Below are 20,356 nucleotides of genomic sequence, written 5' to 3' on the forward strand. Positions count from 1 at the left end.
CCGCGTGGCGGTCAGGGGGTGAAGCGGCCGACGCCGAGCGCGGCGAGCGTGTCGGCGGGCCACTGCCGGGCGTCGCCGCCCAGGTAGTCGGTCACCACTTTAGCAGACCCGCACGCGAGGCCCCAGCCGGTCGGGCCATGGCCGAAGTTGACGAACACGCGCGGATGCGGGGTCGGACCCACGACGGGCAGGCCGTCCGGCGACAGCAGCTGCATGCCTTGCCACGACAGCGCGGCCGAAATCCTCGCGGCGCCCGGCACCCAGTCGTGAACGGCCTGGCCGAGCAGCGCGAGCGCGGCCTCGGACAGCGGCTCGGCGAGCGGCTTCGCGGTGTCGGCGAGGCTTTGCAGCACGGCGCCGCCGCCGACGCGCAGCCGCTGGTGGGTGCGCGTGATCGAGATCCGCTTGATCGAATCGACGACGCTCAGGTGCGGCGCGTGTTCCTCGTACGCGACCGGCGCGGTGAGCGTGTGGACGCGCACCGGGTGCAGCGGCAGGCGCCAGCCGAGCCGTTCGAGCAACGGTACGCTGCCGGCGCCGGCGGCGACCACGATCGCGTCGGCGGAAATCACGTCGACCTCGCGCGCCCGGGCCGCGGTCCGGTTGCCGGACGGCGCGAGCTCGACCGCGGCGCGGCCGCTATCGACGCGGATCGCGGCGACGTCCGCGCCGAAGCGGAACTGCACGCCGTGCTCGTCGAGCGTCTGCTTGACCAGTTTCGCGAACAGCGGGCAGTTGCCGGTGCGCTCGGTTTCGAGCAGCACGCCGCCGGCGAAGCCGGGCTCGGCCGGCACCGACGGTTCGAGCGCCGCGCATTCGGCGGCGGTGAGCGTGCGGTACGGCTGGTCGAGCGTGCGCAGCAGGTCGAGCGCGGGCTGCAGCGCATCCCAGTCGCGCGGGTCGCGCACCACGTGCAGGATGCCGGGCTTCTGCTCGAATTCGAGTTCGAGGCGCGCCTCGATGTCGGCGAGCGTGTCGCGCGATGCGTCGATCAGCGGGCGCAGCCGGGCGTACTGCGCGGCGAACGCGTCGGGCTCGCGCAGCGTGCCGAGCTGCTTGACGAAGCGGCGGACGCCGCCGTTGAGGCCCGGCTTGTAGACGATGCCGCTGTCGCGCGGCTGGCGCTGGCGCATGAAGGTCGGGCCGAACCAGACGTCGAGCGGGCTCGGCAGCAGCGCGCCGCCGTCGCCGTAGGTCGCCCCCTGCGCGACGGTCGCGTGGCGTTCGACCACGCAGACGCGATGGCCGGCCGCGCGCAGCTGGTAGGCGGTGGCGACGCCGCTGATTCCGCCGCCGATGACGATGACATCCATGGAGATTGCTTCGATGACGGGTGGCGCGCACGCTGCCCGGTGAAAATTCGCTGAGGCCCCCGGCCCGGTGAACCCGGAATGATAGCGCCAAAAGCGCCGGAACCGGCGGCGGGCGAACATGCGCCGTGCGGTCGCACCACGGCGGCCGGCGAGCGCACCCGCGCGGGCCGGCCTGGCGGGCGGCCGCGCGCGGCACGCACCCGGGGCACCGTCGCGGTGCATGCGGACGACCGATCGCCGGTCTTGGGCGCCCGACTTCCGGGTATAATTACGGCCTTCCTTTCGCCCCACGTCGCCACCTCGCGCGACTCATCGACGTCAGTCCAGCCCATGGCTCACTTCTCGTGTTTTCCCGGCGCTTCGGCCCTCTCCGATTTCCGTCAAACCCGTCTGCTCGACACGCTCAGGCAAATCGACGCCAACATCGTCGCGGTGCGCGGCCAGTTCCTGCACTTCGTCAATGCGGCAGAGCCGCTGTCGGCCGACGACAGCGCACGCATCGACGCGCTGATGCACTACGGCGCGCCGTTCCAGCCGGCGAGCGAGAAGGGCGCCACCGAGACCTTCGTCGTGCTGCCGCGCTTCGGCACCGTCTCGCCGTGGGCGAGCAAGGCGACCGACATCGCGCAGCACTGCGGCCTCACGCACGTGCGCCGCATCGAGCGCGGCGTCGAATTCACGGTCACGCTGAAGTCGGGCCTGCTCGGCGGCAAGAAGGCGCTGTCGGACGACGCGCGCGCGGCCGTCGCGGCCGCGCTGCATGACCGGATGACCGAAAGCGTGGTCGCGGCGCGCGACGACGCGAAGCACCTGTTCGACGAACTGCCGGCCAAGCCGCTGTCGACCGTCGACGTGCTGGGTATCGGCCGCGGCGCGCTCGAGCGCGCGAACGTCGAGCTGGGCCTCGCGCTCGCCGACGACGAGATCGACTACCTGGTCGACGCGTTCCGCAAGCTCGAACGCAACCCGACCGACGTCGAGCTGATGATGTTCGCGCAGGCGAACAGCGAACACTGCCGCCACAAGATCTTCAACGCGCAGTGGACGATCGACGGCGAAGCGCAGGACATGTCGCTGTTCGCGATGATCCGCAACACCGAAAAACTGAGCCCGCAGGGCACGATCGTCGCGTATTCGGACAACTCGTCGATCATGGTCGGCGCCGAAGCCGAGCGCTGGTTCCCGCGCAACGCGGGCGCGGCCGGCGAGCCGGGCGAGCGCTACGGCCGCCATACCGAGCTCACGCACACGCTGATGAAGGTCGAGACGCACAACCACCCGACGGCGATCTCGCCGTTCCCGGGCGCGGCGACCGGCGCCGGCGGCGAGATCCGCGACGAAGGCGCGACGGGCCGCGGCGCGCGTCCGAAGGCCGGCCTGACGGGCTTCACCGTGTCCAACCTCGACCTGCCGGACGCCCGCCAGCCGTGGGAAAACGCACGTGACGCGGCGCAGCCGGTCGGCGAGCGCAACCCGAACGACGCGCACGGCCCGTACGGCCGTCCGGACCGCATCGCGTCGCCGCTGCAGATCATGATCGACGGCCCGCTCGGCGGCGCCGCGTTCAACAACGAATTCGGCCGCCCGAACCTCGGCGGCTATTTCCGCGTGTACGAGCAGAACGTCGGCGGGAAGGTGCATGGTTATCACAAGCCGATCATGATCGCGGGCGGCCTCGGCAACATCGCGGATCAGCATACGCACAAGCACGACGTGCCGGCCGGCTCGCTGCTGATCCAGATCGGCGGCCCCGGCATGCGGATCGGGATGGGCGGCGGCGCGGCGAGCTCGATGGCGACCGGCGCGAACACGGCCGAGCTCGACTTCGACTCGGTGCAGCGCGGCAACCCGGAAATCGAGCGGCGCGCGCAGGAAGTGATCAACGGCTGCTGGCAGCTCGGCGCGGAAAACCCGATCCTGAGCATCCACGACGTCGGCGCGGGCGGCCTGTCCAACGCGTTCCCGGAAATCGTCGACGGCGCGGGCAAGGGCGCGCGCTTCGAACTGCGCAAGGTCGCGCTCGAGGAATCGGGCCTGTCGCCGCGCGAAATCTGGTCGAACGAAGCGCAGGAGCGCTACGTGCTGGCGATCGCGCCGGCCGACCTGCCGCGCTTCGAGGCGATCTGCGCGCGTGAGCGCTGCCCGTTCGCGGTGGTCGGCGTCGCGACCGACGAGCGCCAGCTGAAGCTGGTCGACGACGAAGCGACGGGCGCCGACGAATACCCGGTCGACATGCCGATGGAAGTGCTGCTCGGCAAGCCGCCGCGCATGCATCGCGACGTCACGCGCGTGACGACCGAGCGCGCGCCGGTCGACGTGACGGGCATCGCGCTGTCGGAAGTCGCGATCGACGTGCTGAAGCACCCGACGGTCGGCAGCAAGTCGTTCCTGATCACGATCGGCGACCGTTCGGTCGGCGGCACGTCGGTGCGCGACCAGATGGTCGGCCCGTGGCAGGTGCCGGTGGCCGACTGCGCGGTGACCGCGCTCGACTACGCGGGCTTCAAGGGCGAGGCGATGACGATGGCCGAGCGCACGCCGCTCGCGGTGATCGACGCGCCCGCATCGGGCCGCATGGCCGTCGGCGAGGCGATCACGAACATCGCGAGCGCGCCGATCGCGTCGCTCGACAAGCTGAAGCTGTCGGCGAACTGGATGGCCGCGTGCGGCACGGCCGGCGAGGACGCCGCGCTGTTCGACACGGTCAAGGCGATCGGCATGGAGCTGTGCCCGGCACTCGGGATCGGCATCCCGGTCGGCAAGGACTCGCTGTCGATGAAGACGAAGTGGGACGAGCAGGGCGTCGCGAAGGAAGTGGTGTCGCCGGTGTCGCTGATCATCTCCGCGTTCGCGCCGGTCGAGGACGTGCGCCGTCACCTGACGCCGCAACTGCGCCGCATCGCCGATGCGGGCGACAGCGTGCTGATCGCGATCGATCTCGGCCGCGGCAAGAACCGGATGGGCGGCAGCATCTTCGCGCAGGTCACGCAGCAGGTCGGCGACACGACGCCGGACGTCGACGACGCCGAAGACCTGAAGCGCTTCTTCACCGCGATCCAGTCGCTCAATGCGCAAGACAAGCTGCTCGCGTACCACGACCGCTCGGACGGCGGCCTGTGGGCGACGGTGTGCGAAATGGCGTTCGCGGGCCACGCCGGCGTGTCGCTGAACGTCGACATGCTGACGCTCGACCCGAACCACGAATCCGACTACGGCGACGCGAAGGACTGGGCGAAGCAGACGAGCGGCCGTCGTGACGACCGCACGCTGCGCGCGCTGTTCTCGGAAGAACTCGGCGCCGTCGTGCAGGTGCGGGCGGCCGACCGCGACGCGGTGCTCGGCGCGCTGCGCGAGTTCGGCCTGTCGGCGTGCTCGCACGTGATCGGCTCGGTCAACGACCGCGACGTGATCGAGGTGTACCGCGACGCGAAGAAGATCTTCGACGCGCCGCGCGCCGAACTCCATCGCGCGTGGAGCGAAGTGAGCTGGCGCATCGCGCGCCTGCGCGACAACCCCGCCTGCGCGGACGCCGAATACGACGCGCTGCTCGATGCGGCCGATCCGGGCATCTCGCCGGTGCTGAGCTTCGATCCGGCCGACGACATCGCCGCGCCGTTCATCGCGACGGGCGCGCGGCCGCGCGTCGCGATCCTGCGCGAGCAGGGCGTGAATTCGCACCTGGAAACGGCCTACGCGTTCGACCGTGCGGGCTTCGACGCGCACGACGTGCACATGAGCGACCTGCTCGCCGGTCGCGCGACGCTCGCCGATTTCGCGGGTGCGGTCGCGTGCGGCGGCTTCTCGTACGGCGACGTGCTGGGCGCGGGCGAAGGCTGGGCGAAGACGATTCGTTTCAACGCGAACCTCGCCGACATGTTCTCGGCGTTCTTCGCGCGCCCCGACACGTTCGCCCTCGGCATCTGCAACGGCTGCCAGATGCTGTCGAGCATCGCGTCGATGATCCCGGGCGCGGAAGCGTGGCCGAAGTTCACGCGCAACAAGTCCGAGCAGTTCGAGGCGCGCTTCTCGTTCGTCGAAGTGGAGAAGTCGCCGTCGATCTTCTTCGCGGGGATGGAAGGCTCGCGGATCCCGGTCGCGGTCGCGCATGGCGAAGGTTATGCGGATTTCTCGCAGCAGGGCGACATCGATCGCGTCGCGGTTGCGATGCGATACGTCGACCACCGCGGCGAGGCGACCGAGCGTTATCCGTTCAACCCGAACGGCTCGCCGGCCGGCATCACATCGGTCACGACGGCCGACGGCCGCTTCTCGGTGCTGATGCCGCACATGGAGCGCGTGCACCGTACGGTGACGATGAGCTGGCATCCGGAAGGCTGGGGTGAAGCGAGCCCGTGGATGCGCGTGTTCCGCAACGCACGCCGCTGGATCGGCTGATCCCGGTGATGTTCGATTCGCACGCGCCGGTCGAGGTCGTCACGCTGCGCGACGCACGCGCGAGCGAGGCCGACGCGATCGGCCGCGTGATCCGCGCGGCGTTCGCGGGCGAGCCGCAGGGCGGGCAGTTCGAGCAGCGTATCGTCGATGCGCTGCGCGCGGACGGCGCGTTGAGCGTGTCGCTCGTCGCGGAGCGCGACGGGCGCGTCATCGGCCACGTCGCGTTCTCGCCGGTGGCGATCGGCGGCGCGCCGTCCGGCAGCCAGCAATGGTATGGGCTCGCGCCGCTCGCGGTGCTGCCCGACTGCCAGCGGCAGAGCATCGGCGCGGGGCTCGTGCGCACGGGGCTCGACGCGCTGCGCCGGCTCGGCGCGCGCGGCTGCGTCGTGCTCGGGGAGCCGGCGTACTATGCGCGTTTCGGGTTCGAACCGCGTGACGGCATCGTGTTTCCGGGCGTGCCGCCCGAGTATTTCCTCGCATTGTCGTTCGACGAATCGGCACCGCCGCCATCGGGCGACGTGCGCTATCACGACGTGTTTTATCCCGCGTAGCGCGGGTCGCGTCCGGTACGGAAAAGGCCGCTCTGAGGAGCAGCCTTTTGCATGGCATGGTCCGGCGCATCAAAAGAAAAAGCCGCTCCGGAGAGCGGCTTTCTTTCGTTGCGCGGGCGACGCGCGCCGGCGTTACTGGATCTTCGCCTGCTGGCGCAGGCCTTCCTCGAACGCCTGCAGCTTCTGCTGCACGAGCTGCTGCGCGATCTGCGCCTTGACCTGCTCGAGCGGCGGCGGTGCGATGTCGCGGATGTCGTCGACGCGGATGATATGCCAGCCGAACTGCGTCTTCACCGGCGTGTCGGTCATCTGGCCTTTCTGCAGCTTCTGCGCCGCTGCCGCGAATTCCGGCACGTACGCCTTCGGATCGGACCAGTCGAGATCGCCGCCGTTCTTGCCCGAACCCGGATCCTTCGAGTATTGCTTCGCGAGATCCTCGAACTTCGCGCCGGCCTTGATCTTCGCGATCAGGTCCTTCGCCTGCTGCTCGTCGCTGACGAGGATGTGGTGCAGGTGGTATTCGCGGTTGCCGCCCGCGCCCTTGACGAGGTCGTCGTAGCGCGCCTTCACTTCGGCGTCGGTCGGCTGGTTCTTCTTCAGGAAGCTCTCGATCATCGAACGCAGCACGACGGTCTGCTGCGCGACGGCGACCTGCGCCTTCACGTCCGGACGATTCGGGATGCCTTCGCGGATTGCTTCCTGCATCAGGATTTCGCGGTTCACGAGTTCCTGGCGCACGGCCTGCTGCAGTTGCGGGCCGTCGGTCTGCCCTTGCTGGACGAGCTGCGCGACCATCGCGTCGGCGCGCGACTTCGGAATCGGCGTGCCGTTGACGACGGCGATGTTCTGGGCGAATGCCGGTGCCGCTGCGAAAGCAGCCGCCGCGACCCACAGGCGGGGGGATTTCAGGATCATCGGGAATTCCTAATGAGACTAGATTGAAGATTCGTTGAATTCTTCGGGCGTATAAGCCACGATCGCGAGCGCGTGAATGCCGCGCTGCATCGCATCAGCGAGCGCATCATACACCAGCCGGTGCCGCGCGACGCGCGGCTTGCCCGTGAAGGCGACCGAGACGATCGTGACCGTGAAATGACCGCCGGCGGCCGCGCCGGCGTGGCCCGCGTGCTGCGCGCTGTCGTCGCGCACGGTGAGCGCCAGCGGCGCCAGCGACGCGGTGAGGCGCGCTTCGATCAGCGCGATGCGCTCGTCGGGCGAGGCGTGGAGAAAGGCGTCCGTCATGTCACTCGTCCTTCAGGTATTTCGTGAGCCACAGGCTCTGCAGGATGATGAACACGACCATCGCGCCCGTCGTACCGAACAGCTTGAAGTTCACCCATTGGGATTCGGTGAAGTTGTGCACCACATACAGGTTCGCGACGCCGAGCACCGCGAAGAACAGCGCCCATGCGACGTTCAGCTTGTCCCACACGGGCGTCGGCAGCGTGAGCTGCTTGCCCATCATCTTCTCGATCAGGTTCTTGCTGAACGCATAACGTGCGGCGAGCAACCCGATCGCAAACAACCAGTACAGCACAGTCGGTTTCCATTGAATGAATTTCTCGTCATGCAGGACGAGGGTGGCGCCGCCGAAGACGACGATCACGCCGAGGCTGACCCACAGCATCGTGTCGACCTTCCGGTGCCGGAAGGCGACCCATGCGACCTGGGCCAGTGTCGCGATGATCGCGACGGCGGTGGCGGTAAAGATGCCCCAGACCTTGAAGGCGACAAAAAACAGGATGATCGGAAACAGATCGAACAGGAATTTCATGGCGCTCGCAGCTGCGTGAAAGGCCGCTCGCGCGGCCTTTCACCGTTGTAGGGACCCGCCAGGCACCACCGTCGCGGATCGAGGCGGCCAGCCCGGGGCTGGCCGGCCGGCGAGAGTCGACCCCGCCGATCCGCCCGGCGCCGCTCAGTCGTTTTCGGGTCGGGACTCGAAGTTTAACGCAGCCGAATTGATGCAGTACCGCAAACCGGTCTTGTCGCGCGGGCCGTCCTCGAAGACGTGGCCCAGATGCGCGCCGCAGTGGTTGCAGCGCACCTCGACGCGCACCATCCCGTGCGAGTAGTCGACCTTCTCGTCGATCACCTCGCCGTTGAGCGGCTTGAAGTAGCTGGGCCAGCCGCAGCCGGAATGGAACTTGGAGCCCGACTCGAACAGCGGTGTGCTGCAGACGATGCATTTGTAGATGCCGGCATCCTCGGTGTCGGTGTATTCGCCGGTGAAGGCGCGCTCGGTCGCCGCGTGCTGCGTGACCTCGTACTGCATCGGCGTGAGGCGGCGGCGCAGCTCGGCGTCGTCCTTCTGGTACGGGAAGGTCTTGTCGTCGGAATCGTGGGACATGTGGGGTTCTCCTGATCGGTCGGTCGATACGCGCGGGTTGCGGGCTCAGGACGAGCAGCTCACTTCGAGCGACCCGGCCCAGTCGGGCGGCAACGCCGCGTACGCTTCATGCTCCGGTTGTTCGTCGAACGGGCGGCGCAGGATCTGCGCGAGCCGCTCGACTTCCGAAAAATCCTTTTCCTTTGCGCGCCGGATCGCGACTTCGGCCAGATGGTTGCGAAGCACGTATTTCGGGTTCGCGCGGTTCATCGCGACCGCGCGCGCCGCGTCGTCGCGCGTTTCCTCGGACAGCCGCGCGCGGTAGAGGTTCGCCCACGCATCGAACGCTTCGCGGTCGATGAACAGGTCGCGCACCGGTGCGTCGCGGCTCGCGTCGTGCTTCGAGATCTGCGCGAGGCGGCGGAACGTCAGCGTGAAATCCGCGTGGCTCGCGTGCATCGTCTCGAGCAGCTTGTTGGCGAGGTCGGCGTCGTGCTCGCGTTCGAGTTCGAGGCCGAGCTTCGCGCGCATCGCGCGTTCGAGCGCGGGGCCGAAACGCTCGGGGAAGGTCGCGAGCACGGCCTGCGCATCGTCCACCGCGCGCTCGGCGCGCGCATCGTCGTCGGCGATGTCGTGCTGCAGCCCGATCAGCGGCAGCAGTGCCTGCGCGAGGCAGTAGCAGTTCCAGTGCGCGATGCGCGGCTGCATCCGGTACGCGTAGCGGCCGCCGTTGTCCGAGTGGTTGCAGATGTGATTCGCATCGAACGCGTCGACGAAGCCGAACGGGCCGTAGTCGATCGTCACGCCGAGGATCGACATGTTGTCGGTGTTCATCACGCCGTGGCAGAAGCCGACGGCCTGCCATCGCGCGACGAGCTCGGCCGTGCGCAGCGTCACGGCCTCGAGCAGCGCGAGGTACGGATCGTCCGCGTCGCGGCAGGCCGGATAGAAGCGGTCGATCACGTGATCGGCGAGCTGGCGCAGCAGGTCGGGGCGATCGTTCGAGAAGAAGTGCTCGAAGTGGCCGAAGCGCACGAAGCTCTCCGACACGCGCGTGACGACGGCCGACGTCTCGATTTCCTCGCGCACCACCGGCTGGTCGGAACCGATCACCGTCAGCGCGCGCGTGGTCGGGATGCCGAGGTGATGCATCGCTTCCGAGCACAGGAATTCGCGGATCGACGAGCGCAGCACCGCGCGGCCGTCGCCCATCCGCGAGTACGGCGTGCGGCCGCTGCCTTTCAGCTGCAGCTCGTAGCGGCGACCGTCGGTGCCGGTGCGTTCGCCGATCGTCAGCGCGCGGCCGTCGCCGAGCTGGCCGGCCCACACGCCGAACTGGTGGCCGGAATACACCGACGCGTACGGCATCGCGTGCGCGGGCCAGTCGCGCGTCGGATTGCCGGCGAACAGCTCGGCGAAGCCGGGCTGCGCGGCGAGCGACGGCGGCAGGTCGAGCAACTGCGCGACTTCGCTGGAAAAGCCGACGACGTACGGCGCGGCGAGCGGCGCGGCCGGCAGCCGCGTATGAAACGCGTCGCCGAGCGTGACGAACGCGCCGGCGGCGGGCGCGCCGAGCGTGGCGGCGAGGTCGGGGAGAGTGTCAGCCGCATCGGCTGCGCTTCGGGAAAACGACATGTTGAGCGCCTCTGGGTAAGCCGATATTGTAAGGCGGCGCCGCGCCGCCCGCATGGCGGCGCGCGCACCGTGCGCCACGCCCGTCCGGGGCCGCTGACGGGCGCGTTGCAGGGGCTGGTCACCGATTCGCATCCTCACGGAGAACAAGACGATGGGTAAGCCGTTGCTGGGCCAGATGATGGACGTGCCGCTGCTGGTGTCCTCGCTGATTTCGCATGCCGCGCGGCACGCCGGCGACACGGAGATCGTGTCGAAGCGCGTGGAAGGCGACCTGCATCGCTATACGTACCGCGATTGCGAGCGCCGCGCGAAGCAACTGGCGCAGGCGCTTGCGCGGCTCGGCGTCGACGCCGGCGACCGCGTCGGCACGCTGGCGTGGAACGGCTACCGGCATCTGGAGGCGTACTACGGGATCGGCGGGATGGGCGCCGTCTGTCACACGATCAACCCGCGCCTGTTTCCCGAGCAGATCGCGTACATCGTCAATCACGCTGAAGACCGCTACGTCTTCTTCGACATCAATTTCGCGCCGCTCGTCGACGCCATCGCGCCGCAGTGTCCGCACGTGAAGGGCTGGGTCGCGATGACCGATGCCGCGCACCTGCCGACGGGCGCGACGCCGTACCTCTGCTACGAAACGCTCGTCGACGCCGAAGACGGCCGCTACGACTGGCCGCGCCTCGACGAGCAGCAGGCGTCGGGGCTCTGCTATACGTCTGGCACGACCGGCAACCCGAAGGGCGTGCTGTATTCGCACCGCTCGACGGTGCTGCACGCATACGGCGCCGCGCTGCCCGACGCGATGAATCTGTCCGCGATGGACGCCGTGCTGCCCGTCGTGCCGATGTTCCACGTCAACGCGTGGGGGCTGCCGTACGCGGTGCCGCTGACCGGCGGCAAGCTCGTGCTGCCCGGCAAGGATCTCGACGGCAAGTCGCTGTACGCGCTGATGGAGGCCGAGCGCGTGACGTTTTCCGCGGGCGTGCCGACCGTGTGGCTCGGGCTGCTCAACTACATGCGCGAAGCCGGCGTACGCTTCTCGACGCTGAACCGCACGGTGATCGGCGGCTCCGCGTGCCCGCCCGCGATGCTGCGCACGTTCGAGGACGAATACGGCGTGCGCGTGATCCATGCATGGGGAATGACCGAGCTGTCGCCGCTCGGCACGCTCGCGAAGCTCAACTGGGCGCAGTCGCAGCGGCCGCTCGACGCGCAGCGCCGGCTGCTCGAAAAGCAGGGCCGCGTGATCTGCGGCGTCGACATGCGCATTGTCGGCGAGGACGGCCACGAGCTGCCGTGGGACGGCGTCGCGTTCGGCGAATTGCAGGTGCGCGGGCCGTGGGTGATCGATCACTACTTTCGCGGCGACGACTCGCCGTTGTCGGACGGCTGGTTCCCGACCGGCGACGTCGCGACGATCGATCCCGACGGCTTCCTGCAGATCACCGACCGCAGCAAGGACGTGATCAAGTCGGGCGGCGAATGGATCAGCTCGATCGACATCGAGAACGTCGCGGTCGCCCACCCGGGCGTGGCCGAAGCCGCGTGCATCGCATGCGCGCACCCGAAATGGACCGAGCGCCCGCTGCTCGTCGTGGTGCCGCGCGAAGGCGCGAACCTGAGCCGCGACACGCTGCTCGCGTTCTACGAAGGCAAGGTCGCGAAATGGTGGATCCCCGACGACGTCGTGTTCGTCGAATCGCTGCCGCACACCGCGACTGGCAAGCTGCAGAAGCTGAAGCTGCGCGAGACGTTCCGCGACTACGTGTTGCCGACGGCGGTGGGCGAGCCGTAAGCATCGCGCCCGGGCCGGCGACGGCCCGCGAACCGGTCGCCCGATCCGTCCCCGGATCGGCAACAAAATTCAAATTGAACGACCGTGCTTTTTCGTTGTATGCTGCCTCAGTTCATCCGGACATGCGGCTGTTCGACCGCGCACAATGAAGCGCAGCCAACCCGGCGCGCGATGCATGGAGGCAGGCAGATGGCAGTGGATTACTCGACTCGCGACGGCGTGGCCGTCATCACGCTCAACAATCCGCCGGTCAACGGGCTCGGCCTGTCGACCCGTCAGGGCGTCATGGACGCGCTCGATCGCGCCGCGCAGGATCCGTCGGTCACGGCCATCGTGCTGACCGGCGCGGGCCGCGCGTTCTCGGGCGGCGCCGACATCACCGAATTCAATACGCCGAAGGCGCTGCAGGAGCCGACGCTGCACACCGTGATCCGCGCGGTGGAAGCGAGCGCGAAGCCCGTCGTCGCGGCGCTGCACAGCGTCGTGATGGGCGGCGGCCTCGAACTCGCGCTCGGCGCGCACTACCGCGTCGCGGCGCCCGGCGCGCAGGTCGCGCTGCCCGAAGTGAAGCTCGGCCTGCTGCCGGGCGCGGGCGGCACGCAGCGCCTGCCGCGCGCGGTCGGGCTCGAGACCGCGCTGAACATGATCGTGTCGGGCGCACCGGTGCCGTCGGAGCAACTGGCGAACAGCGGGCTGTTCGACGAGATGGCCGACGGCGACCTGCTGGAGGCGGCCGTCGCGTTCGCGCGCAAGGCCGGCGCGCGGCAAGGGCCGCACCCGCGGGTGCGCGATCGCAAGATCGTCCACGACAACGCCGCGGGCTTCATTCAGTTCGCGCGCAATTCCGCGCAGGCCGCCGCGCCGAATTTCCCCGCGCCGCACAAGTGCATCGATGCGATCGAGGCGGGCGTGCTGAACGGCTTCGACCAGGGCAGCATCGCCGAGCGCGAGGGTTTCGTCGCGCTGATGATGACGCCGGAAAGCCGCGCGTTGCGCCATGCGTTCTTCGGCGAGCGTGCGGCGAGCAAGATTCCCGACGTGCCGTCCGACACGCCGCTGCGCGAGATCCGTCGCGTCGGCGTGATCGGCGCGGGCACGATGGGCGGCGGGATCGCGATGAACTTCGTTAACGCGGGCCTGCCCGTCACGCTGCTCGAGACGAAGCAGGAAGCGCTCGAGCGCGGCATCGCGACGATCCGCAAGAACTACGACGCGCAGGTGAAGAAGGGCAAGCTCACGCAGGAGAAGCTCGACGCGCGCATGGCGCTGATCGCGCCGACGCTCTCTTACGACGACCTGAAGGACGCCGACCTGATCGTCGAGGCCGTGTTCGAGGAGCTCGGCGTGAAGGAGCAGGTGTTCAGGAAGCTCGACGAAGTCGCGAAGCCGGGCGCGATCCTCGCGTCGAACACGTCGACGCTCGACGTCGACAAGATCGCGGCGTTCACCAAGCGTCCGCAGGACGTGGTCGGCATGCACTTCTTCAGCCCGGCGAACGTGATGAAGCTGCTCGAGGTCGTGCGCGGCGCGCAGACCGCGAAGGACGTGCTCGCGACCGTGATGGCCGTCGCGAAGAAGATCCGCAAGACGGCGGTCGTGTCGGGCGTGTGCGACGGCTTCATCGGCAACCGGATGATCGAGCAGTACATCCGCCAGGCGCTGTTCATGCTCGAGGAAGGCGCGCTGCCCGCGCAGGTCGACCGCGCGATCGAGAAGTTCGGATTCGCGATGGGGCCGTTCCGGATGAGCGACCTCGCCGGCAACGACATCGGCTGGGCGATTCGCAAGCGCCGCTACGTCGAGCAACCCGACCTGCAGTACTCGAAGATCGCCGACCGCCTGTGCGAACAGGGCCGCTTCGGCCAGAAGACGGGCGGCGGCTGGTACGACTACGTGCCGGGCGATCGCAAGGCGAAGCCGTCGTCGCTCGTCGACGAGATGGTCGTCGCGTATTCGAAGGAGCGCGGCGTCGAGCGGCGCAAGATCGGCGACGACGAGATCGTCGAGCGGCTGGTGTTCGCGCTCGTCAACGAAGGCGCGAAGATCCTCGAGGAGAAGATCGCGTCGAAGGCATCCGACATCGACATGGTCTACCTGACCGGCTATGGCTTCCCGCTGTGGCGCGGCGGCCCGATGCTGTATGCGGACACGGTCGGCCTCTACAACGTCGAGCGCGCGATTCGCCGCTATGCGGCGGCACCGAACGGCGACGCATGGCGGCTCGCGCCGTCGATCGCGGAACTGGCGAAGGCCGGCCGCGGGTTCAACGGCTGACGCCGCCGCATGGCGGCGCGGCCGATCCTGTCTGGAGACACGCAATGAAACGCACCGACGACGTCCTGCTCGTGATCGACGTGCAATACGACTTCATGCCGGGCGGCGCGCTCGCGGTGCCGGACGGCGATGCGGTCGTGCCGGTGATCAACGCGCTCGCGCAGCGCTTCGACCAGGTCGTGCTGACGCAGGACTGGCACCCGCGCGAGCACGTGTCGTTCGCGGCGAACCATCCGGGCCGCGAGCCGTTTTCCACGCTCGCGCTGCCGTACGGCGAGCAGGTGCTGTGGCCCGTGCATTGCGTGCAGGACACCGACGGTGCGGCGCTGCATCGCGACCTCGACATCCCGCACGCGCGGCTCGTGATCCGCAAGGGCGGCGACGCGCAGGTCGACAGCTATTCCGCGTTCGTCGAAGCCGACCGCACGACGCGCACGGGACTTGCGGGCTACTTGCGCGAACTCGGCGCGAAGCGCGTGTGGTGCTGCGGGCTCGCGACCGACTATTGCGTCGCGTGGTCGGCGCTCGATGCGCGCGCGGCCGGGTTCGACGCCGCGGTGATCAACGATGCGTGCCGTGCGATCGACCTGAACGGGTCGCTCGCGCACGCATGGCAGCAGATGCAGGCAGCGGGCGTCGCGCATGTGACGTCCGCGGGCGCGCGCCCGGCGGCGTAGCGCATTTCCCATCCGATTCAGGGCAGCACCGAAGGAGACTCGCATGACCGAAGCCGTAATCGTATCGACCGCACGCACGCCGCTGGCGAAATCCTGGCGTGGCGCATTCAACATGACGCACGGCGCGACGCTCGGCGGCCACGTGGTCGCCGCCGCGCTCGAACGCGCGAAGCTCGACCCCGCTCGCGTCGAGGACGTGATCATGGGCTGCGCGAACCCCGAAGGCGCGACCGGCGCGAACATCGCGCGCCAGATCGCACTGCGCGCGGGTTTGCCCGTGACCGTGCCGGGGATGACGGTGAACCGATTCTGCTCGTCGGGGCTGCAGACCATCGCGCTGGCCGCGCAGCGGATCATCGCGGGCGAAGGCGAGATCTATGTCGCCGGCGGCGTCGAATCGATCTCGTGCGTGCAGAACGAGATGAACCGGCACATGATCCAGGAAGGCTGGCTCGTCCAGCACAAGCCGGAAATTTACTGGAACATGCTGCAGACGGCCGAGAACGTCGCGAAGCGCTACGGCATCTCGAAGGAGCGGCAGGACGAGTACGGCGTGCAGTCGCAACTGCGCGCCGCGGCCGCGCAGGAAGCCGGGCGGTTCCGCGACGAGATCGTGCCGATCACGGTGCTCGCGGGCATCGCCGACAAGGCGACGGGCCGCCTGTTCACGAAGGAAGTGACGGTATCGGCCGACGAAGGCATTCGCCCCGACACGACGCTCGAAGGCGTGTCGAAGATCCGCTCGGCCGTGCCGGGCGGCGTGATCACCGCCGGCAACGCGAGCCAGTTCTCGGACGGCGCGTCGGCGTGTGTCGTGATGAGCGCCGATGCCGCGCAGCGCGAAGGGCTGCAGCCGCTGGGCGTGTTCCGCGGCTTCGCGGTGGCCGGCTGCGAGCCGGACGAGATGGGCATCGGCCCCGTGTTCGCGGTGCCGAAGCTGCTGAAGCAGGCCGGATTGAAGGTCGACGACATCGGCCTGTGGGAGTTGAACGAAGCATTCGCGGTACAGGTGCTGTACTGCCGCGACACGCTCGGGATTCCTGAGGATCGCCTGAACGTGAACGGCGGCGCGATCGCGGTCGGCCATCCGTACGGCGTGTCGGGCGCTCGCCTGACCGGCCACGCGCTGATCGAAGGCAAGCGGCGCGGCGTGAAGTACGTGGTCGTCACGATGTGCATCGGCGGCGGGCAGGGCGCGGCCGGTCTGTTCGAAATCCTCTGATCTTTGGCCGGTCGCGGCCGCGGTTTCGCTTCGGCGACGCCCGCGGCCGCGACATCAATCGGTGCGGCAGCGCCGCGATTCGAAACAATCGGGAAGCAAAAGGCGTGCGCCCGGCAATGCCGTTTCCCCTGACTTGTCAAACGAATTGCCCCACCTATACTTGCTCTGACATTTGCCTTTCGGCACGATGGGCAGGATCGCGCATGGCGCGATCCGTGCCGCGAAGGTTCGAACCAACGCAGCAGACCGACCGGGGACCGAATGAGTACGACCTATGCAGCCGGGGAACCGCCGCGCGTCGTCAGCGCGGCCGCGAGGCTTTACGCGAAATGCCTGCTGGTCGGATTCGCGTTGCTGCCTGCGTATCTGATCGCCTACCTGTGGTTCTTCAGCGACCCGCACGTCGGGTTCGAGAACCACGCATTCCATGAAATCGCGATTGCGGCCGCTACCCTCGAGGGCGCGTTCGTCACTTATGTGACGTGGGTGTGCTACCGGTCGTCCGGCGAGCCGCTGCTGCGCTGGCTGACGCTCGGCTTTCTCGGCTTCGCGATGATCTATGCGCTGCACGGTGCGTTCACCGGGATGGCGCACCACAATATCTGGCTGTTCCTGCTGTACGGGCCCGCGTCGCGGCTCGTGATGTCGATCCTGCTGCTGACGGGCCTGCTGTCGTATTCGCGTCCGCCCGACCGGATCGAGAGGCGCATGAGCGCGCGAACGTGGCTGCCGTGGATCGTGTTCTTCGTGATCGTCGACGTCGTCGTTGCCTACCTTGCGTATTCGCCGATCGCCGGCGCGCTCGGTACGCGCCTGTCGATGGAGGGCGGCGCGCTCGTGTTCTCGCTGCTGAACGTCTGCGTGCTGCTCGCGCGGCGGATCCGCTCGCCGCTGATGGTGATCTACGGCGTGTCGATCATGGCCTTCGCGCTGTCTTCGCTCGCATTCATTCTCGGCAAGCCGTGGAATCACATGTGGTGGCTGGCGCACGCGATTTTCGCGGGCGGCTTCTTCCTGCTCAGCTACGGCGTCGTGCAGGCGTTGCAGACGACACGCTCGTTCTCGGCGATCTACAGCCAGGAAGACCTGATGAGCCGGCTGTCGGAATCGATGGCGCGTACCGAGAGCGCGCTGCAGGAGCTGCGGCGCACGAACCAGAAGCTCGAGTACATGGCCGCGACCGATCCGATGACGGGCGCGTCGAACCGCCGGCAGTTCATCGCGCAGGTCGAGCGCGAGATGGTGCGGGCGGAACGCGACGGCACGCCGTTCTGCCTGCTCGCGCTCGATCTCGACAATTTCAAGAACATCAACGATGCCTACGGGCACCAGATCGGCGACGAAGTGCTGCGCGGCGTCGTGCGCCAGTGCCTCGAGGCGATCCGGCCGGCGGGCGGGCTTGCGCGCGTCGGTGGCGAGGAGTTCATGGCGCTGCTGCCGGACATGCCGCTCGAAGGCGCGCGGATGACGGCCGAGCGCGTGCGTTCGTCGATCGCGAGTTCGCCGTTCGGGCTGGACTTCAAGCGCGTGCAGGTGACGGTCAGCGTCGGCGTCGCGCAATATGGCGTCGACGGGAGTACGGTCGATGCGTTGCTGAGGGTGGTCGACGAGCGGCTGTATCAGGCGAAGCGGGAAGGGCGGAATCGCGTCGTGTCGCGGTGATGCATCGTCGATCGAAGCCCCGGAGGCGGCGACGCCCCGGGGCTTTTGCATGCCGGTCGGCCCGCGCGGCGCTAGCGTGACGCCAGCGCCGTCGCCTGTTTCGGCTGCGTGTCCTGCATCCGCTGCGATGCCTGCCACCAGTACTTGCCCGCGCGCTGCTGCGGATCGCGGATCGCGAGATACGTCGTACTCCACAGCTGGGCCGCGTTGGCCTCGGTCGCATCCGCGCTGCGCGTGCCGAACGCATCGGTCTGGTACGTGCCGTTTACGTAGGACCACGTCCACATCTCGGACGTCCGCATGTCGCGTCCGTTCGAGATCACCTGCCAGATCGTCTGCCGTGCCTGCGTGAGCAGCGCGCGGGTCGCGCCCGACAGATCCTGGCGCGCGAGCTGACGATCGAGCCCGGCGACCCACATCGCCTGCTGCCACGACCAGATCACCGTGCCGTGATACGCGGAGCTCGTGAATTTCGGCCACAGTGCCTGGCTCGCATACGCCGGGTTCGCGATCAGCATCCCGGCATCGGTCACGAGCCCCGTCGGGAACGGCCGCGTGACGTCGCTGACGATCCGCTGGAGCTGGTCGTCCGGCGGCGAGCCGAACAGCAGCGCGAAGCCGCCGTCGGAGTTCATCACCGGAATCGGGTTGCCTTGCTGATCGAGCGACAGCGCGTAGAACGCGAGCGGCGCGCTGGGCGCGGCCCCGGCCGGCACGCCGGCGGACGGCGCATAGGCCGACACGTCGGTGGCCGCCTGCGCGGCCGGCACGCTGACCTGGAACAGCGGCGGCGCCTGCGTCTCCCACGTGGTCGCCTCGTTGGCGGTGTTGGCGAGCGTCGCGCGCTGGCCGGCATCGAGATACGGATCGAGCAGGCCGCGCGCGAGGAATGCGTTCGCCGCGCGCAGCGCGGCCGGCACGAGCACCGCGTTCACGTCATATGGGTAGACGCCGCCGCCGAGCCCGTCGGTACTGTCGCGCCAGTTGCCGACGATCTCGCCGGGCCGCAGGTGAATCAGGTTCGCGACCGACGGCTGTTGCGCGAACGCCTGCGCGGTCGTCGCGACGTGCAGCAGGTTGACGACCAGGCGGCTGCCGTTGGTCTGCCCGTCGCTGCCGCGCTGTGCGAGATACGCCGCCGCACGCGCCTGGCCGCGCGTATCGTCGATCAGCCACGCGGCCGCGATCGGCGCGAGCAGGTAGTCGCTGTCGATCATCTTGTAGTCGTAGGTCGGCGTCGGATCGTTCGGCTTGCCGTTCTTCTGGTTGTCGACCAGCGCGAATTCGCCGATGCCTTCCTCGTGCGCGACCTTGCCGTCGGCCGACAGGCGGCTCAGCACCGACGACAGGCCGGCCTCGATCGCCGCGGGCGCGAGCACGGGCATCAGCATGCGGACCGAGATCAGCGTATCGCGGCCGAAGTACGTGTCGTACTGCCACGAGCCGGCCAGCAGCTTGTCGTTGAAGCTCAGGAATTCGAGCACGTTCTGGCTCACCGGGTCGGGGTTCACGGACGGGGCGAACAGGTCGGCGCGCGTGATCGGCGAAAGCGGCGTCTCGCCCGACAGCGCATCGATGTGCAATTTCAGCGTGTGCGAGCCGGCCGGCGCGTTCAGCACGAGCTTGCCGCCCGCTGCCGGCGCGATGCTGCCGCCGTCGCGCAGCGTGATGCGCAACGCATAGCCGGGCGCGCCGTCGATCCGGTCGCGTTGCCATTGCGCGGTGCCGCCCTGGACCGTCGGCGCGGTGAGGATCTGCTGCGGAATCGTCGCGCCGCCGTTGAAGTCGCGCAGGAAGCGCACGTTGCTGAGCACGCCCTGGCGGATCGTCAGCGTGCCGGTGTCGACCGACACGTCGGCGCCGATGCCGTACAGCGGGCGGCCGTGCGCGTCGGGTGCCGACAGCGCGGACGGCGGCGTGTCGAGGCTCCAGTTCACCGGTTGCGCGGTGTCGTCGAACCACAGCCCCGTACCGCTGTTGCCGGCGGGGAAGACCACCAGCAGGCGCGGCTTCGTCGACGAACGCACCAGCAGGTGCGCGGCAACCTTGTCCTGCCGGTAGAACGCGTTGATCTGGCCGCCGGTGTCCATGCGGAACGACAGCGCGGCGTGGTTCGACGGCGGGGTGTTCGACTGAACGTCGTCGTCGTTGCAGGCCGCGAGCAGGCCGGCGCAGACGAGCCCGAGACACAGCGACTTCGCAAGGCGATGCATGTTGATGTCCCTCCTGATGAATGGCGATTTTTTATCTGGATGTGCGAATCAACGGATCTTGGGTCCGTTTGGTCTCGTGTCGCGGTCATTCTTTTCTGGTGAATGACTGGAATTGATCGGGGTGTGGCGTCGTTTTGAAAAAGAGAAATAGGCGGTAAATAAGCGAGCGATTGGTAAAAGCAGAAAACCGCGGCAGCAGAGGGTGCGGCCTTGATGCAGCAAGGGAAAGCAATGCGGCAGGCCTTCGCACGGGTGCGTGGCGAATTGCGTGCGGCAGAAGAAATCGAAAC

14 protein-coding genes are annotated in these 20,356 nt (G+C 68.4%); 7 read left to right on the forward strand and 7 right to left on the reverse strand.

Translation table 11 applies throughout. The features are described 5' to 3' along the window. Positions 1-11: 11 nt before the first annotated feature. Positions 12-1,313, reverse strand: a complete 1,302-nt coding sequence (locus tag HWX00_RS01545; protein ID WP_175027197.1) for an FAD-dependent oxidoreductase — start codon at positions 1,311-1,313, stop codon at positions 12-14. 330 nt (positions 1,314-1,643) lie between these two features. Here HWX00_RS01545 and purL point away from each other — a divergent pair, with 330 nt between their 5' ends. Both purL and HWX00_RS01555 read left to right on the forward strand, forming a co-directional pair. Further along, positions 1,644-5,708 carry a phosphoribosylformylglycinamidine synthase gene (gene purL, locus HWX00_RS01550; protein WP_124608912.1) on the forward strand — a complete coding sequence of 1,355 codons (4,065 nt, stop codon included), beginning with the start codon at positions 1,644-1,646 and terminating at the stop codon, positions 5,706-5,708. Between the two features lie 8 nt (positions 5,709-5,716). Beyond that, positions 5,717-6,259, forward strand: coding sequence for a GNAT family N-acetyltransferase (locus HWX00_RS01555; RefSeq protein ID WP_175027211.1), 543 nt, complete (start codon positions 5,717-5,719; stop codon positions 6,257-6,259). 132 nt (positions 6,260-6,391) lie between these two features. Here the strand turns inward: HWX00_RS01555 and HWX00_RS01560 are convergent, their stop codons facing one another. The 5 genes from HWX00_RS01560 to HWX00_RS01580 all read right to left on the reverse strand — a co-directional run bounded on the left by HWX00_RS01560 (position 6,392) and on the right by HWX00_RS01580 (position 10,223). After that, positions 6,392-7,174, reverse strand: coding sequence for a peptidylprolyl isomerase (locus tag HWX00_RS01560; protein WP_034188760.1), 783 nt, complete (start codon positions 7,172-7,174; stop codon positions 6,392-6,394). A gap of 18 nt (positions 7,175-7,192) precedes the next feature. After that, on the reverse strand, positions 7,193-7,501 hold the full coding sequence (locus HWX00_RS01565) for a BolA family protein (protein ID WP_175027198.1): 309 nt from the start codon (positions 7,499-7,501) through the stop codon (positions 7,193-7,195). A 1-nt stretch (position 7,502) separates the two neighbouring features. Next, positions 7,503-8,033 carry a septation protein A gene (locus tag HWX00_RS01570; protein ID WP_034188758.1) on the reverse strand — a complete coding sequence of 177 codons (531 nt, stop codon included), beginning with the start codon at positions 8,031-8,033 and terminating at the stop codon, positions 7,503-7,505. 144 nt (positions 8,034-8,177) lie between these two features. Next, the gene (gene msrB / locus HWX00_RS01575; protein ID WP_034188757.1) at positions 8,178-8,609 is read right to left on the reverse strand and encodes a peptide-methionine (R)-S-oxide reductase MsrB; all 432 of its coding nucleotides are present in this window, start codon (positions 8,607-8,609) and stop codon (positions 8,178-8,180) included. A 45-nt stretch (positions 8,610-8,654) separates the two neighbouring features. Further along, positions 8,655-10,223: a protein adenylyltransferase SelO gene (locus HWX00_RS01580; RefSeq protein WP_175027199.1), complete on the reverse strand. Its 1,569-nt coding sequence runs from the start codon at positions 10,221-10,223 to the stop codon at positions 8,655-8,657. Between the two features lie 151 nt (positions 10,224-10,374). Between HWX00_RS01580 and HWX00_RS01585 the strand changes: the two genes are divergently transcribed. From HWX00_RS01585 to HWX00_RS01605, 5 genes are all read left to right on the forward strand, one after another. Then, positions 10,375-12,018 carry a 3-(methylthio)propionyl-CoA ligase gene (locus HWX00_RS01585; RefSeq protein ID WP_175027200.1) on the forward strand — a complete coding sequence of 548 codons (1,644 nt, stop codon included), beginning with the start codon at positions 10,375-10,377 and terminating at the stop codon, positions 12,016-12,018. 189 nt (positions 12,019-12,207) lie between these two features. Then, on the forward strand, positions 12,208-14,292 hold the full coding sequence (locus tag HWX00_RS01590; RefSeq protein WP_175027201.1) for a 3-hydroxyacyl-CoA dehydrogenase NAD-binding domain-containing protein: 2,085 nt from the start codon (positions 12,208-12,210) through the stop codon (positions 14,290-14,292). Between the two features lie 44 nt (positions 14,293-14,336). Continuing rightward, complete coding sequence (gene pncA / locus HWX00_RS01595; RefSeq protein ID WP_034188753.1) at positions 14,337-14,969, forward strand: bifunctional nicotinamidase/pyrazinamidase; 633 nt, start codon at positions 14,337-14,339, stop codon at positions 14,967-14,969. Positions 14,970-15,012: 43 nt separating this feature from the next. Further along, positions 15,013-16,191 carry an acetyl-CoA C-acyltransferase gene (locus HWX00_RS01600; RefSeq protein WP_034188752.1) on the forward strand — a complete coding sequence of 393 codons (1,179 nt, stop codon included), beginning with the start codon at positions 15,013-15,015 and terminating at the stop codon, positions 16,189-16,191. A 261-nt stretch (positions 16,192-16,452) separates the two neighbouring features. Next, on the forward strand, positions 16,453-17,853 hold the full coding sequence (locus tag HWX00_RS01605) for a GGDEF domain-containing protein (protein WP_034188751.1): 1,401 nt from the start codon (positions 16,453-16,455) through the stop codon (positions 17,851-17,853). 71 nt (positions 17,854-17,924) lie between these two features. On the opposite strand, the gene HWX00_RS01610 is transcribed toward HWX00_RS01605, so the two are convergent. After that, complete coding sequence (locus tag HWX00_RS01610) at positions 17,925-20,066, reverse strand: glucosidase family protein (RefSeq protein WP_175027202.1); 2,142 nt, start codon at positions 20,064-20,066, stop codon at positions 17,925-17,927. Between the last annotated feature and the right edge of the window lie 290 nt (positions 20,067-20,356).

Origin of the sequence: Burkholderia seminalis DSM 23518 (assembly GCF_902832885.1) — a bacterium.
Classification (GTDB): Bacteria; Pseudomonadota; Gammaproteobacteria; order Burkholderiales; family Burkholderiaceae; genus Burkholderia; species Burkholderia seminalis.

What these genes read in the sequence shown, in the direction of transcription:
- HWX00_RS01545 (WP_175027197.1), bottom strand. Translation starts at nt 1,313, where the DNA reads ATGGATGTCATCGTCATCGGCGGCGGAATCAGCGGCGTCGCCACCGCC.
- purL (WP_124608912.1), top strand. Translation starts at nt 1,644, where the DNA reads ATGGCTCACTTCTCGTGTTTTCCCGGCGCTTCGGCCCTCTCCGATTTC.
- HWX00_RS01555 (WP_175027211.1), top strand. Translation starts at nt 5,717, where the DNA reads ATGTTCGATTCGCACGCGCCGGTCGAGGTCGTCACGCTGCGCGACGCA.
- HWX00_RS01560 (WP_034188760.1), bottom strand. Translation starts at nt 7,174, where the DNA reads ATGATCCTGAAATCCCCCCGCCTGTGGGTCGCGGCGGCTGCTTTCGCA.
- HWX00_RS01565 (WP_175027198.1), bottom strand. Translation starts at nt 7,501, where the DNA reads ATGACGGACGCCTTTCTCCACGCCTCGCCCGACGAGCGCATCGCGCTG.
- HWX00_RS01570 (WP_034188758.1), bottom strand. Translation starts at nt 8,033, where the DNA reads ATGAAATTCCTGTTCGATCTGTTTCCGATCATCCTGTTTTTTGTCGCC.
- msrB (WP_034188757.1), bottom strand. Translation starts at nt 8,609, where the DNA reads ATGTCCCACGATTCCGACGACAAGACCTTCCCGTACCAGAAGGACGAC.
- HWX00_RS01580 (WP_175027199.1), bottom strand. Translation starts at nt 10,223, where the DNA reads ATGTCGTTTTCCCGAAGCGCAGCCGATGCGGCTGACACTCTCCCCGAC.
- HWX00_RS01585 (WP_175027200.1), top strand. Translation starts at nt 10,375, where the DNA reads ATGGGTAAGCCGTTGCTGGGCCAGATGATGGACGTGCCGCTGCTGGTG.
- HWX00_RS01590 (WP_175027201.1), top strand. Translation starts at nt 12,208, where the DNA reads ATGGCAGTGGATTACTCGACTCGCGACGGCGTGGCCGTCATCACGCTC.
- pncA (WP_034188753.1), top strand. Translation starts at nt 14,337, where the DNA reads ATGAAACGCACCGACGACGTCCTGCTCGTGATCGACGTGCAATACGAC.
- HWX00_RS01600 (WP_034188752.1), top strand. Translation starts at nt 15,013, where the DNA reads ATGACCGAAGCCGTAATCGTATCGACCGCACGCACGCCGCTGGCGAAA.
- HWX00_RS01605 (WP_034188751.1), top strand. Translation starts at nt 16,453, where the DNA reads ATGAGTACGACCTATGCAGCCGGGGAACCGCCGCGCGTCGTCAGCGCG.
- HWX00_RS01610 (WP_175027202.1), bottom strand. Translation starts at nt 20,066, where the DNA reads ATGCATCGCCTTGCGAAGTCGCTGTGTCTCGGGCTCGTCTGCGCCGGC.